15 protein-coding genes are annotated in these 13,706 nt (G+C 41.0%); 11 read left to right on the top strand and 4 right to left on the bottom strand.

Annotated features, from left to right (window positions below; all coding sequences use genetic code 11):
• Nucleotides 1-91 precede the first annotated feature (91 nt).
• The 4 genes from MHB66_RS11835 to MHB66_RS11820 all read left to right on the top strand — a co-directional run bounded on the left by MHB66_RS11835 (nt 92) and on the right by MHB66_RS11820 (nt 3,171).
• A complete protein-coding gene (locus tag MHB66_RS11835; protein WP_024423006.1) occupies nt 92-868 on the top strand; it encodes a metal ABC transporter ATP-binding protein in 777 nt (258 codons plus the stop codon).
• On the top strand, nt 868-1,728 hold the full coding sequence (locus MHB66_RS11830) for a metal ABC transporter permease (RefSeq protein ID WP_034280150.1): 861 nt from the start codon (nt 868-870) through the stop codon (nt 1,726-1,728). Before MHB66_RS11835 ends, MHB66_RS11830 begins: the two co-directional genes overlap by 1 nt.
• Nucleotides 1,706-2,134 (top strand): Fur family transcriptional regulator, encoded by a 429-nt coding sequence (locus MHB66_RS11825; RefSeq protein ID WP_003217433.1) that lies wholly within the window; start codon nt 1,706-1,708, stop codon nt 2,132-2,134. Before MHB66_RS11830 ends, MHB66_RS11825 begins: the two co-directional genes overlap by 23 nt.
• 119 nt (nt 2,135-2,253) lie before the next feature.
• The gene (locus MHB66_RS11820; RefSeq protein WP_034280152.1) at nt 2,254-3,171 is read left to right on the top strand and encodes an ROK family protein; all 918 of its coding nucleotides are present in this window, start codon (nt 2,254-2,256) and stop codon (nt 3,169-3,171) included.
• Between the two features lie 62 nt (nt 3,172-3,233).
• On the opposite strand, the gene MHB66_RS11815 is transcribed toward MHB66_RS11820, so the two are convergent.
• Nucleotides 3,234-3,812 carry a nucleotidase gene (locus MHB66_RS11815; RefSeq protein ID WP_046311790.1) on the bottom strand — a complete coding sequence of 193 codons (579 nt, stop codon included), beginning with the start codon at nt 3,810-3,812 and terminating at the stop codon, nt 3,234-3,236.
• Nucleotides 3,813-3,951: 139 nt separating this feature from the next.
• On the opposite strand from MHB66_RS11815, the gene MHB66_RS11810 reads away from it, so the two are divergent.
• A complete protein-coding gene (locus MHB66_RS11810) occupies nt 3,952-4,314 on the top strand; it encodes a DUF308 domain-containing protein (RefSeq protein WP_024423002.1) in 363 nt (120 codons plus the stop codon).
• A gap of 42 nt (nt 4,315-4,356) precedes the next feature.
• On the opposite strand, the gene ispG is transcribed toward MHB66_RS11810, so the two are convergent.
• The gene (gene ispG / locus MHB66_RS11805) at nt 4,357-5,472 is read right to left on the bottom strand and encodes a flavodoxin-dependent (E)-4-hydroxy-3-methylbut-2-enyl-diphosphate synthase (RefSeq protein ID WP_024423001.1); all 1,116 of its coding nucleotides are present in this window, start codon (nt 5,470-5,472) and stop codon (nt 4,357-4,359) included.
• Nucleotides 5,473-5,577: 105 nt separating this feature from the next.
• A complete protein-coding gene (locus MHB66_RS11800) occupies nt 5,578-5,880 on the bottom strand; it encodes a hypothetical protein (RefSeq protein WP_039180007.1) in 303 nt (100 codons plus the stop codon).
• A gap of 200 nt (nt 5,881-6,080) precedes the next feature.
• On the opposite strand from MHB66_RS11800, the gene MHB66_RS11795 reads away from it, so the two are divergent.
• Complete coding sequence (locus MHB66_RS11795; protein ID WP_046311786.1) at nt 6,081-6,626, top strand: GNAT family protein; 546 nt, start codon at nt 6,081-6,083, stop codon at nt 6,624-6,626.
• Between the two features lie 72 nt (nt 6,627-6,698).
• Here MHB66_RS11795 and MHB66_RS11790 read toward each other — a convergent pair whose 3' ends face one another.
• Nucleotides 6,699-7,457, bottom strand: a complete 759-nt coding sequence (locus tag MHB66_RS11790; RefSeq protein ID WP_041117993.1) for a DUF1189 domain-containing protein — start codon at nt 7,455-7,457, stop codon at nt 6,699-6,701.
• A 144-nt stretch (nt 7,458-7,601) separates the two neighbouring features.
• Here MHB66_RS11790 and MHB66_RS11785 point away from each other — a divergent pair, with 144 nt between their 5' ends.
• From MHB66_RS11785 to MHB66_RS11765, 5 genes are all read left to right on the top strand, one after another.
• Entirely contained in the window at nt 7,602-8,087 is a 486-nt protein-coding gene (locus MHB66_RS11785) for a DUF456 domain-containing protein (protein ID WP_024427974.1), read from the top strand.
• A 182-nt stretch (nt 8,088-8,269) separates the two neighbouring features.
• A complete protein-coding gene (gene sodA / locus MHB66_RS11780; RefSeq protein ID WP_007501264.1) occupies nt 8,270-8,878 on the top strand; it encodes a superoxide dismutase SodA in 609 nt (202 codons plus the stop codon).
• A gap of 122 nt (nt 8,879-9,000) precedes the next feature.
• Nucleotides 9,001-10,287, top strand: coding sequence for an MFS transporter (locus MHB66_RS11775; protein ID WP_046311784.1), 1,287 nt, complete (start codon nt 9,001-9,003; stop codon nt 10,285-10,287).
• 122 nt (nt 10,288-10,409) lie between these two features.
• A complete protein-coding gene (locus MHB66_RS11770) occupies nt 10,410-12,545 on the top strand; it encodes a penicillin-binding protein 2 (protein WP_046311781.1) in 2,136 nt (711 codons plus the stop codon).
• A gap of 214 nt (nt 12,546-12,759) precedes the next feature.
• Nucleotides 12,760-13,677: a phosphate ABC transporter substrate-binding protein gene (locus MHB66_RS11765; protein ID WP_046311780.1), complete on the top strand. Its 918-nt coding sequence runs from the start codon at nt 12,760-12,762 to the stop codon at nt 13,675-13,677.
• Nucleotides 13,678-13,706 lie beyond the last annotated feature (29 nt).

Genomic DNA, 13,706 nt, shown 5'->3' with positions numbered 1-13,706 from the left:
TGTATGGACAGAGAAAATGGCAAAAGCCATTTTCTTTTTGTTGTATAAATCGTAATCATTCTTTTTATATTGATTAAAGGTGGAAAGATTCATGGCAAAGCCAATTATTGAAATGAAGGACATTTCGTACTCGTATGGACAGCGAAATGTCATTGATCACATTCATTTAACAGTAGAGGAAGGAAACTTTCTAGCACTTGTTGGACCGAATGGTTCTGGTAAAACAACCTTATTAAAATGCCTGCTTGGGCTCATTAAACCGCAGCAAGGTGAATTAAAGCTATTTGGCACGCCTGTTTCAAAATTTAGAGACTGGGATCAAATTGGATTTGTTTCTCAAAAGGCGAATAGCTTTAATACGGGTTTCCCTGCTTCTGTATATGAGGTCGTCGCAAGCGGACTGACCGCGAAAATTGGTTTGTTTAAACGAATGAGCAAGCAGGATAAATGGCAAGTAGAAGATGCCATTCGCTCAGTTGGCATACAAGATTTAAAGCATCAAAACATCGGTGAGCTTTCTGGCGGACAGCAGCAGCGTGCATTTATTGCCCGTGCGCTTGTCAGCCAGCCAAAGCTGCTCATTTTGGATGAGCCCACGGTTGGAGTAGACCAGCGGACAGTAGAAGGCTTTTATCAGCTGCTCGAAACATTGAACAAAGAAAAAGGAATGTCTTTAATTCTCGTCACACACGACGTTGGCACCGTTTCTGATAAAGTCACCCATGTGGCTTGTTTAAATCAGACACTGCATTTCCACGGAGATGCAGAAGCGTTTGATTCAATGGATGATCAGGCGCTATCCCAATTTTACGGGCATGACATTCAAGTGATTCATCACGACCATCACCATCATGGGGGACATGAATAATGCTATTTCCATTTTTTCATTATGAATTTTTACAAAATGCGTTTATCGCAGGTATACTGATTGGTTTTATTGCGCCCTTACTTGGTGTATTTATTGTCGTAAGAAGGCTCTCGCTTATTGCAGATGCCCTCAGTCACGTATCACTTGCCGGTATTGCCGCAAGTCTATTTCTTGATAAAAAGTTTGGCCTTTTGACAGGGGTAAGCCCGCTCTACTTAGGGATGGCTTTTTCTGTTGCGGGTTCATTGTTTATTGAACGCCTGCGCTCAGTGTATAAGCATTATCAGGAGCTTGCCATTCCTATTATTTTATCAGGGGGTATTGGGATCTCCGTCATCTTCATTTCACTAGCGAATGGCTTTAATACAGATTTGTTTAGTTATTTATTCGGAAGTGTCAGTGCGGTTTCAAGACTTGATCTTTGGATTATTGTAGGGATCTCACTCGTTGTTGTGTTAGTTGTTGTGCTTTTATATAAAGAATTGTTTCTGCTTTCTTTTGATGAAGAGCATGCAAAGGCTTCTGGTATTTCAGCAAAATGGATTCATTTTATTTTTATCTTAGTCGTTGCACTTGTCATTGCGGCATCGATGCGTATCGTCGGTACACTGCTTGTGTCGGCGCTTATGACGCTTCCTGTTGCAGCAAGTATCCGCATTGCCAAAGGATTTAAACAGGCGATTTTCCTTTCGATCTTATTTGGTGAATTGTCTGTATTGGCCGGATTGATTTTAAGCTATTATCTTGATTTAGCGCCAGGCGGAACCATTGTGATGCTGTCTATCTTGATTTTAATCGGGTGTATTAGTATTGGGAAATTCAGAAGGGGGAATCAACATGAACGTACAAGAAGCGCTTGATTTATTAAAGGAAAAAGGCTACAAATATACAAGCAAACGTGAAGACATGCTTCAATTGTTTTCTGATTCTGATAAATACTTGACGGCTAAAAATGTGCTGACGGCACTAAGTGAAGACTACCCTGGTCTCAGCTTTGATACGATTTATCGAAACTTGTCACTATATGAAGACCTTGGAATATTAGAAACAACAGAATTGTCAGGGGAGAAACTATTCCGTTTTAAATGTTCATTTTCCCATCATCACCATCACTTTATTTGTCTTACATGCGGGAAAACAAAAGAGATCGATGCCTGCCCTATGGACAAGCTCGACGCCGATTTAGAGGATTATCATATTAGCGGACATAAGTTTGAAATATATGGAACGTGTCCTTCCTGCGAACCGAAGGAAGTTCACTCATGAGAAAGCCAGCCCTGGAGCTGGCTTTTTTGTTTTCTCTTTTGAAAACGTTTTACAAAGGGAGGCTGTTTCATTAAAATGAGATCAAGGTACTACATTTTGAAGTAAAGGGAGGGGTAAAAGTGGCCTATTATGTCGTGTTTGATGTAGGCGGGACCAGAACGAAACATGGATTAATGGACCAGGATGGAAAGCTGGTCTCTAGCGGTGACTATCAGACGAACTGCCGGCAGCTTGAACCGTTTTTAGAAGCCATGGCAGATGTGGTCAAGGAATATCAAAGGATGACGAATGTCAGCGGTATCGCCATCAGTCTACCAGGCTTTGTGGACAGTGAATCAGGTTATACAGAATTTGCAGGGGCCATCATCGCCTTAAATGGTCAAAATGTAAAAGCACTTTTAGAAGAGAAAACGTCTCTTCGTGTAGAAGTGGAGAATGATGCGAACTGTGCAGCTCTCGCAGAAAAATACAGCGGTCATGCGAAAGATTGTGACAGCTTTATTTGTATGACAATTGGCACGGGTGTCGGCGGGGGTATTTTTGCTAATGGTCAGCTTGTGCGCGGTGCATCCTTCCGCGGTGGTGAATTCGGCATGATGCTGACAGAGACGGAAAATGGCCAGTTTACAACTCTTAACAGCAGCGCTTCAACGGCTGGATTAATTCGGAGCTATAAAGAAAAGCAAGGAATACCGCAAAGTACTCAAATAGACGGTCAAGAAATTTTTGAAAAGGCGAAGCATGATCCGGCCATTGAGAAGCTGGTGGATCAATGGTACAAGCGAATAGCCATAGGCGTTTACAATGTAGCGACTGTTCTTAACCCGGAGAAAATCCTCATTGGCGGAGGCGTAAGTGCAAGACCAGATTTATTACAAAACATTGAAAAACATTTACATACACTGCATGCATGGAAGAACATTCAGGTGAAGCTGGAAACTTGCTGCTACTTGAATCAGGCAGGCATGAAGGGGGCACTTTACCATTTCCTCATGAAAGAAGGGCAGCTTGCTCCATTAAAAAAGCCGATACATTAAATGTATCGGCTTCAGCGTGTAGACTATTCCTCGGGTTTGTTCCGCTTCGGTGCTCAGTTACATTAATAAGCAGTTTGCAGACGCTGCTCGTATTGTTTGATCCACTTAGATGCTTCCTGCCAGTTGTTTACGCGTATAATTCTGTCGTCAATTGGCATCTGGTTATAAGGGGAGTTGAAAAGTATAACCGGGATGTCAGCCTCTTTTGCAATCATTGTGGCATTGCCATGATGGTCTTCAAAAAATACATCAATTTTGTGCTTTTGAACGGCTTCCAGCTTATGATGACCGCCAACCAGCTCAATAGCATCATAGTGCACGTCATGTTCTTGAAACCACTTGTAGGTGATATCCGAATGCTGCTGCCTTCTTGCTGTAATATAAATCAGTCTGTGCTGCTGCTTCATTTCGTCGAGGATCTCTTTTGCACCCTCAGCAGGCATTGCCTGTTTATAAATAAGAGGCTCGTGCTGATCCATCCAGCCCCAAAATTCTTCTTGAGAAATCTTTAAAAGCTTCGTCAAATCATACTCTGTCATATCATCTAGTGTCATGGCACATTGGAACGACTCATTTAAGTAGGGGACAAAGGTGTCCTGTGCCGTCACTGTACCATCAATATCAATTCCTAAACGTAACATGCCCACACTCCTCATTTTTATACTCTTAAAGTGTAACATAATCAATTCACAATTCCAGCAAGTTTTAGCAATCATGAAACAGACATATTTGCTCATACTAAAAAAGCTCCTTTCTATTAACCAAAAGGGGGAATTGATCATGGAAAGAGACGAGGATTTCAGAAGAAATGATCGTGAAATCGATACACATTTTAGTAATGATGATGGCTATTTAGAGGAAACAGCTGCTGAAATTGCAGAGCCATATCAAGCTTCAAGAGATCGAGAAGATAGACGAGGACGTGACCAAGCAGGTGACGATTCAGGCAGTAAAGGGATAGGCTATACAGCACTCGCGATTGCGATTATCTCATTATTTGTCTTGCCGGTGCTATTAGGGGTAGCGGCAATCGTCGTTGGTTATATTGCAAGAAGAAAAGGAGCACATGCGCTTGGCGCGTGGTCAATTGGGATCGGAATTGTTTCCGTCATCCTAGGCATATTTATCACCCCGTTCTTTTAATAAGAACAAAAAACGCCTGACTATGACGTCAGGCGTTTTTTGTTAGGCATTCGCTTGTTTTTCTTTTTCAGCTTCCATTTTCGCATAATGTTCTTCAGCGATTTTATCGATTTCTTTTTTCAGTTCTTCGACCATTGTTTCTTCCGGTACCTTACGAACAATTTCACCTTTACGGAACAATAAGCCTTCGCCTCTTGCGCCTGCGATACCGATATCCGCTTCACGTGCTTCACCTGGACCGTTAACAGCACAGCCGAGAACAGCTACTTTAATCGGTGCTTTGATTTTAGAAATATATTCTTCGACTTCATTTGCAATGCTGATGAGGTCAATTTCAATTCGTCCACAAGTTGGGCAGGAGATCAGTGTTGCTGCATTTGATGCAAGACCAAATGATTTCAACAATTCACGTGCTACTTTTACTTCCTCAACTGGGTCAGCGCTTAATGAGATACGGAGTGTGTTCCCAATTCCCATATTCAAAATAGCGCCAAGTCCAGCTGCACTTTTGACTGTACCTGCAAATAACGTACCTGATTCTGTAATCCCAAGGTGAAGAGGATAATCAAAGGCTTTAGCCGCTTTTTCGTATGCTTCAATTGCAAGGTTTACATCAGATGCTTTCATACTGACGATGATGTCATGAAAGTCTAGGTCTTCTAAAATTTTAATGTGATGCAGTGCACTTTCGACCATACCATCTGCTGTTGGGTAGCCGTATTTATCAAGAATTTTTTTCTCTAATGAACCAGCGTTTACGCCAATACGGATTGGAATGCCTTTTTCTTTTGCTGCTTTGACAACCGCTTCGACTTTTTCTCTTCTTCCGATGTTTCCTGGATTGATTCGGATTTTGTCTGCGCCTGCTTCAATCGCTTTCAGGGCAAGCTTATAGTCAAAATGAATATCCACAACAAGCGGGATGTTAATTTGCTTTTTAATGTCCGCAATTGCATTTGCTGCACGCTCATCTGGACATGCGACACGCACGATTTGACAGCCTGCCTCTTCTAAACGTTTAATTTCAGCGACTGTCGCTTCGACATCATGTGTTTTGGTTGTTGCCATACTTTGAATGACAACCTCATTATTTCCACCTATAGTTAAAGGTCCCACTTTGACGGGACGCGTTTTAGTACGATGTGTGACTTCACTCACTTGTCAATCGCTCCTTAGTGTACAAGCAATCCTTTGCCGTGTACGTCGTGTTTTACAGTTCATATTGTAACAGTCTCTTTGTATGAATGACAAGGAATTAACGTTTTATCTCTTATAGACAGGAAACTTATATGTGCTGCCTGCTCTGATTTCGTTCGCTTTAACACCTTGATTCAGCTCCTCGAAATCTTTAATGACGTCATCAAGCGGCTTGCTTGTATGTACGATGGAGAGGACCGTTTCACCTTGTTTTACAGTGACGTTCTTATATGTCTTTTTCTCAGCTGTTTGAAGGGCACTTGCTGGGACAGCTGGGTTTTCCTCAACAGGAATGGTTCCATTTTTTAAATCAAAAAAGATAATAAAGAGGACAAACAAACTGATTAGTAAAAAAAGAATTCGCCGCATTTTACTCACCGCTTTTAAGAGTTTACTTCAGTCTATGCATGTCCTGAAATGATAGAACCAAAAAGAGGAGAAAAGCTGGAAAGGATGGTTCTAGTTAGTCCTAGTATGTCTTGTAATAAAAACTTCTTGGGTCGTTGGTGTAGTAAATAGGAGAGCAACCTCATATGGCCAGTATGATAAAATAATAATGGGGGGATTTTATGAAGAAGGTTAGTCAGCATATATATGTGAGAACACTAACAGAAAATGATGCAGAATCACTGTTAACATTAGAGCTTGAGAACCGCTCATATTTTCAGGAATTTACACCTTTAATCAAAGATGATTTCTTCACGTTACCTCGCCAAATTGAGCGAATTCAGCGGAGTAGGCAAAAAAGTGCACAAGATGAATCTTACATGCACGGTATTTTCTTAAATGAAACCGATGCCTTAATTGGGACGATCTCATTAAGTTCTGTCGTAAGAGGTCCGATAGAAGGAGCTTGGCTCGGGTATGTACTCGATCAAAGGCAGGGCGGAAATGGATATATGACAGAAGCCATTCGCTTAATCATTGAATATGCCTTTTTTGAGTTGAATCTCCACCGTATTGAGGCTGGAGTAAAGCCGAGTAATAAGGGTTCCATTCGTGTACTTGAAAAGACAGGTTTTGAACATGAGGGACTAAATCGTAAAAAAGTAAAGATTAATGGAGTATGGGAGGATCACTATTTGTTTGCGATCATCCATCCAGATGAGTCCTAGCATGAACATACATAAAAAGCTCCTCCAAGACGGGGGAGCTTTCATTGTGTAGACAAATCCTTGTTGGGTGGATCATTTGCTTTTTTTTGCAGGAATTTCTTTAACAACAAGATATAAAAAGATAAAGTTAATGACCCAATTTAATAAAAATGAGTTTGCAACAGGCGTGTTTAATGCACTCATAATGGCGAAAAAGACCGTTGTTAATGTGAGTGAATAAGCGGAGAGCTTCCAAAGCATTTGGAAAGACAGCTCTTTTTGCTGCATTCGTTTAATAAATGTACCAAGCATCGCAAGGAATGTTGCGCTGATAAACATGAGAGCCGCAGTTGATAGATATAGCAGTACACAGATCACAGGGATGATAATCGCTTGGTTCTGATTTGTGACGCGGGCGAGTTCATCTTTTGTCAGCGTTCCGCCAAGAAGCTGGTAGGGGATATCTGTCATTTGCCCATCAATGGCAATCACTGCTTTTTCCTTTAATAAAGCGATGGCCGTTTGCTTTGATTCAAGCTCACTTGCTTTTATTTTTTCAGCAGGATCAAAGATGATCGTGATGCCGTTTTCTTCTTTTTCTATTGGTGCACTTTGATCCGCTTGAAGTTTTCCTTTTTCAATTGAAAAGTCGGGTAAATCTTTTTTGATCACATGCTGAAATCCTGACATCGCATTCGAGATCTCTTGGCTCATATGATAGCCCTGAGGAACTGCTGCGATGATTGAAAGGATAAAAATGAATAAAATTGCTTTACCGATCCCTGTAAAGCGTGCTTTAGCAATATCTTTTGGTGAATAAATTCCTTTTAACAATAGATTAAATACGTTCAATACCCATTCACTTCCTACATTCTTTTCTATTTCTCATATTGTATCAATGTCTATCCATCAAGTACAAGTATGGCCTTCATCACTGGTTAAGATAGAAGGAATGAGGCATAATGTATACAGCATATAAAAGGAGGCGGCAGGGTCTTGGACATTTTGTATTGGATACTGATTGGCTGTGCATTTATCATTGCGTTTGTTGGACTGGTTTATCCAATTATCCCGAGTGTAGTCTTTATGGTTCTCGGATTTATTCTATATGGTTTCTTCTTTAGCTTCGAGCCGCTTACACTGACGTTCTGGCTTATTCAAGCCATGTTTACTGCCGTCTTATTTGCGGCAGATTATGTCTCAAACCTGATTGGGGTAAAGCGCTTTGGCGGCAGCAAGGCAGCTATTTGGGGAAGCACCATTGGGTTATTAGCTGGTCCTTTTGTGATACCCATTGCAGGAATTATTATTGGTCCATTTCTTGGGAGTGTTATTGCAGAGCTCCTTGTTCATCAAAAAGATCTGAAGACGAGTGTGAAAGTCGGATTAGGCTCATTAATTGGATTTGTATCAGGTGTTTTTGCAAAAGGATTGATTCAAGCGCTGATGCTTGGCATCTTTTTATTTTATGTCCTTCGTTAAGTTGAAAAAGGGTGTTTAAAACTTTTTCAAAAGGGCTAAATACAAAATAAACACTGAAATGTTTCAGAACATGAGCAATAACGTTGAAACAAGCTGTTTCTTTTGATACTCTTTGAGTAGGGTGAATTGCTGACTTACAAAGGAAGCATTTCAGTACATACATTTTAAGGAGGAATTTAACCATGGCTTTTAAACTTCCAGAATTACCATATGCTTACGATGCATTAGAACCACATATCGACAAGGAAACAATGACGATTCACCACACAAAACACCACAACACATATGTAACAAACTTAAACAAAGCAATCGAAGGTGTATCAGCTCTTGAAGATCAATCAATTGAAGAGCTAGTGGCTAACTTAAACTCAGTGCCTGAAAACATTCGTACAGCTGTACGTAACAATGGCGGAGGACATGCGAACCACTCATTATTCTGGACGCTTCTTTCACCAAACGGTGGCGGCGCACCAACTGGTGAACTTGCAGATGCAATCGAAAAAGAATTAGGCGGATTTGAAAAATTCAAATCTGATTTCGCTGCAGCAGCTGCAGGACGCTTTGGTTCTGGTTGGGCATGGCTTGTTGTGAACAACGGAAAACTTGAAATCACAAGCACGCCAAACCAAGATTCTCCTTTAACTGAAGGAAAAACGCCAATTCTAGGACTAGACGTTTGGGAGCATGCTTACTACCTAAACTACCAAAACCGTCGTCCTGATTACATTTCAGCATTCTGGAATGTTGTGAACTGGGATGAAGTAGCTCGCCTTTACAGCGAAGCTAAATAAATCATTTGATTTGAAAAGACCTGCTCTTTAGAGAAGCAGGTCTTTTTATATTTTCCCTCCTTTTTTTACATATCTGCCTTTTGATGAGACAGACTATTGTGTAGAAAAGGAGAATGAATGGTATGAGCAGATTAAAGAAAATGTTCGGGGACATGGATGTTACAAAAGATTTATTGCTCCTCCTCACGATTGGCGGGTTATACGCACTTGCCATTGCGCTTTCGAATACGTTTGTAAATGTGTACTTATGGAAACAGTCTGGGAAATTCACAGATCTTGCGATTTATAATTTGGCCATTGTTGTGCTTCAGCCCATTACATTTTTATTCGCTGGCCGGCTCGCAAAAAAAATAGACCGGGCGTTTGTCCTTCGTTTCGGTGTCATCTTTTTAGCTGCTTTTTATTTAATTGTCTTAATGGCAGGAGAACAAGCGGCCGCACGGCTAGTTTTATTGGGAAGTGTCCTTGGGATCGGCTATGGTTTTTACTGGCTTGCTTTTAACGTACTCACCTTTGAGATCACTGAGCCTGAAACAAGAGATTTCTTTAATGGATTTCTTGGGGTGCTTTCCTCAACTGCCGGCATGATCGGTCCGCTCATTGCGGGAATTGTCATTTCTCAGTTAACGGATGATACAGGCTACACCGTCATTTTCACATTATCGCTCTTTTTGTTTTCACTAGCGGTTGTGATGAGCTTTTTCCTCAAAAGAAGGCAGTCAAAAGGCAAATTTATGATCAAACAAATTTGGAAAGAACGTCATGCAGATGAGAATTGGCGTAGGATTACAACAGCTCACTTTTTTCAAGGGCTTCGTGAAGGGGTCTTTGTCTTCTTAATCAGTGTCTTCGTGTTTATTGCAACAAACAGTGAGCTTGCTCTCGGGACGTTTGGTTTAGTGAATTCAGGTGTTGCCTTTTTTACTTATTTCTTCGCTACACGTTTGATTAAGAAAAAGTGGCGGAAGAAGGCCATCATGCTTGGCGGGATGATTTTATACGGCGCCTTGTTTTTAATCGTTTTCCACTTGTCCTATGTATCACTTCTGATGTATGCGGTAGCCATTGCAATAGGATATCCGCTCCTGCTTGTTCCTTATGTATCCTTAACATATGATGTCATTGGCCATGCAAGGTACGCCAGAAAGGCCCGAATTGAATATATTGTGGTCAGAGAGCTATTTTTAAATGCCGGCCGTATTTGTTCGATTGTTTTGTTCCTGCTGTCTGTGACCTTACTAGGTGATGAGCTCGGAATCCCTGCATCACTTGTTGTGCTCGGAGCGGGGCACACCCTCATTTATTACTTTGTAAAAGATATTCATTTGAAAGAAAAAACAGCTGATATGAAAGAGGCTGACGGTCAAAAGCCAGTTTCTCAAACGAACCTTATTAAGGGAGAAAGGTAAAATTTCTTACCAATGGAACATCAAATTTCTAGATAAATGATAGAAAAACCGCTAAAATGATGATGGCACCTTTTATACACAAAAAGGGGTGCCATTTCTTTCTTGATAGAAAAGGTGATGTGATGAGAAACAAGAAAAACAAAAAAGACGCGAAGGAAGGGCGCAAAACACTTCCGATCCGGCTGAATTTATTATTTTTAGCTGCCTTTATTATTTTTACCGGCGTTGTCGTTAGACTCGGGTTTGTGCAAATTGTCAATGGAGAAGATTATAAAAAGCAGGCAGAAAAACAAGAGGATGTGAATGTCAGCTCGTCTGCTCCGCGCGGAAAAATTTATGATCGAAACTACAATACGATTGTCAGCAATAAAGCGCTGAATGCCATTACATATACGAGAACCTCGACGACTTCACAAGAAGAGCGGCTCAAAGTGGCATCAAAATTAGCGGATATGATTCATGTGAGTACGAAAAAAATCACAGATCGTGACAAAAAAGATTTCTGGATCTTAACGCATCCGAATGAAGCGAAAAAGCTTGTTCAAAAAGAATCAGAATTAAAGGGTGACGATAAGGTCTCTGATGATAAACTATATGAGCTTCAGCTAAAACGCATCACAGACAAGGAATTAAATCAACTGACGAAAAAAGATTTACAAGTGCTTGCCATTAAAAGGCAGATGGATGGAGGCTATGCACTTACGCCTCAATTTATTAAAAATGAAGATGTAAAGCCAAGAGAAATTGCTTACGTCTCTGAGCATTTGGACGAGCTGCCAGGTGTTGATGTGACGACAGACTGGTCACGCAGCTACCCGTATAAAGGACTGCTCCGCAGTATGCTCGGCAGTGTGTCTTCGAGTGATGAAGGTCTTCCGCAGTCACTTCTTGAGCATTATCTATCACTCGGCTACAGCCGAAATGACCGTGTAGGAAAAAGCTATCTCGAATATCAATATGAAGATGTCCTGCAGGGCCAAAAGGAAAAAGAACAGAGTACAACTGATAAACAGGGCAATGTCACAAGCTCTAAAGTGTTAACAGAAGGTAAGAGCGGGAAAGACCTTGTGCTTACAATTGATATTCAGCTGCAAAAAGCAGTTGAAAAAATTATTGAAAAGAACTTGAGAAGTGCGAAACAAAGAGGGGGAACTGAGCTTCTTGACCGCGCATTTGTTGTCATGATGGACCCGAGAAATGGAGAGGTTCTCTCTGTTGCGGGTAAGCAGATTTCAAACAAAAACGGAAAATACAAATTCGATGACTACTCATTAGGAACGATGACATCCTCATATGCGATGGGATCAGCCGTAAAAGGGGCCACTGTACTGACTGGATATAAAACAGGCGCTATTCATATTGGAAGTACCCAATACGATGAACCTCTCTATATCGCCCAGTCACCGCCAAAGAAATCCTATCAAAATATGGGACTCATTAATGATTTAACAGCACTAGAGCGTTCATCAAACGTGTATATGTTCAAAACAGCGATCGCCATTGGGAAAAGCGAATATCGTAAGAATCAGCCGCTCCCAATTGATCCGAAAGCATTTGATACGTTCCGCTACAATTTTAGTAAATTTGGCCTTGGCGTCAAAACAGGTATTGACCTGCCAAACGAAGCAACGGGCTACAGAGGAACGTCTACACAATCGGGGCTCTTACTTGACTATGCGATTGGACAGTATGATACGTTTACACCGCTGCAAATGGCGCAATACGTTTCAACCATTGCAAATGGCGGGTACCGTTTACGTCCGCAGCTTGTTAAAGAAGTGAGAGAGCCAGATCCGCAGCGAGGCATTGGAGCTGTAACGGAATCCGTCAAACCGGATGTATTGAATAAGCTAGACATGACAAGTGATGAAATCAAGCGTGTCCAGCAAGGCTTCAAGCTTGTGATGCAGAACCCAAGAGGGACAGCCTATTCAAACTTTGGCAACAAAAAGTATAATCCAGCTGGCAAAACAGGAACCGCTCAATCATTCTATGACGGTCCAATTAAAAGCAAGCGCGGTACACCGACGTATAACACAACTCTTGTTGCGTATGCGCCTGCTGATAATCCAGAAGTGGCCATTTCCGTTGTCGTGCCATGGGTGTATCAAGACTACAACCAGCGCTATCCAATTACAAATGATATTGGTGAACAAGTATTAGATAAGTACTTTGAACTGAAATCAAAACAGGAAAGCAATGATACACAGGCGAAAAACAAAAACAAAATTGAAAATGAAGCAGAAACAAATAACTAGACCTTTCATAGGTAAAAACGCTCACTTTTTGTGGGCGTTTTTTTACGTTTTCTTCAAAAATTTCGATATAAATTGACAAAATTCATAAAAAACGCCGCAATTTCTCTACAAAACTTCGACATTTACAAAACCTTAACATTCCATTTAAACGAAATTAATAAAGAACCTTTAATGTATTACTCGTAGGACAAATTATTCAGGGGGTATTCTTGAAATGAAAAAGAACAAATTATGGCTGCTTACTTTCCTTACTATCGCATTGTTAGCATTCGTCACAGCATGCGGAAACAGCAGCTCAAGCGGAGATTCAAAAGACAGTAAAGGAAATGCTTCAAACAAAGATGAGGCATCAGGTTCCATTACCATCTCAGGATCATCTGCGATGCAGCCTTTAGTTCTTGCGGCAGCAGAAAAATTCATGGATAAACATCCAAAAGCCGATATTCAAGTACAAGCCGGCGGTTCAGGAACAGGACTTTCTCAAGTTTCAGAAGGATCTGTGCAAATTGGGAACTCAGATGTATTCGCTGAAGAGAAAGACGGAATCGACGCAAAAGCTTTAAAAGACCACAAAGTAGCAGTTGTTGGAATGGCCGCAGCTGTAAACCCTGAAGTGGGTGTCAAAGACATCACAAAGGACGAATTGAAAAAAATCTTCACTGGTAAAATCAAAAACTGGAAAGAGCTTGGCGGGAAAGACCAAAAAATCACGCTTGTCAACAGACCTGATTCTTCAGGAACTCGTGCCACATTTGTGAAATATGCACTTGACGGCGCAACACCTGCAGAAGGAATCACAGAAGATTCTTCAAACACAGTGAAAAAGCTGATTGCAGAAACACCAGGTGCGATTGGATACCTAGCATTCTCTTATTTAACAGATGACAAAATTACACCGCTTAGCATTGATGGTGTGAAACCAGAAGAAAGCAATGTAGAAAGCGGTAAATATACAATTTGGGCATACGAGCACTCTTATACAAAAGGTGAGCCGGAAGGTCTAACAAAACAATTCTTAGATTACCTTATGAGTGACGAAGTACAAAAAGAAATCGTCAAAGACCAAGGCTACATCTCAGTCTCTAATATGAAAGTAGAAAGAGACGCAACAGGCAAACAATCAGATAAGTAAGAGGTCTTGAATTGCTGATGAAGGAAAAG

The organism is Bacillus sp. FSL L8-0167 (assembly GCF_038630295.1).
Classification (GTDB): Bacteria; Bacillota; Bacilli; order Bacillales; family Bacillaceae; genus Bacillus; species Bacillus safensis.
This window is presented reverse-complemented; position numbering and strand designations above follow the sequence as displayed.

Coding starts and splice junctions, on each gene's coding strand:
- MHB66_RS11835 (WP_024423006.1), top strand. CDS start 92: ATGGCAAAGCCAATTATTGAAATGAAGGACATTTCGTACTCGTATGGA.
- MHB66_RS11830 (WP_034280150.1), top strand. CDS start 868: ATGCTATTTCCATTTTTTCATTATGAATTTTTACAAAATGCGTTTATC.
- MHB66_RS11825 (WP_003217433.1), top strand. CDS start 1,706: ATGAACGTACAAGAAGCGCTTGATTTATTAAAGGAAAAAGGCTACAAA.
- MHB66_RS11815 (WP_046311790.1), bottom strand. CDS start 3,812: ATGTTACGTTTAGGAATTGATATTGATGGTACAGTGACGGCACAGGAC.
- MHB66_RS11810 (WP_024423002.1), top strand. CDS start 3,952: ATGGAAAGAGACGAGGATTTCAGAAGAAATGATCGTGAAATCGATACA.
- MHB66_RS11800 (WP_039180007.1), bottom strand. CDS start 5,880: ATGCGGCGAATTCTTTTTTTACTAATCAGTTTGTTTGTCCTCTTTATT.
- MHB66_RS11795 (WP_046311786.1), top strand. CDS start 6,081: ATGAAGAAGGTTAGTCAGCATATATATGTGAGAACACTAACAGAAAAT.
- sodA (WP_007501264.1), top strand. CDS start 8,270: ATGGCTTTTAAACTTCCAGAATTACCATATGCTTACGATGCATTAGAA.
- MHB66_RS11775 (WP_046311784.1), top strand. CDS start 9,001: ATGAGCAGATTAAAGAAAATGTTCGGGGACATGGATGTTACAAAAGAT.
- MHB66_RS11770 (WP_046311781.1), top strand. CDS start 10,410: ATGAGAAACAAGAAAAACAAAAAAGACGCGAAGGAAGGGCGCAAAACA.
- MHB66_RS11765 (WP_046311780.1), top strand. CDS start 12,760: ATGAAAAAGAACAAATTATGGCTGCTTACTTTCCTTACTATCGCATTG.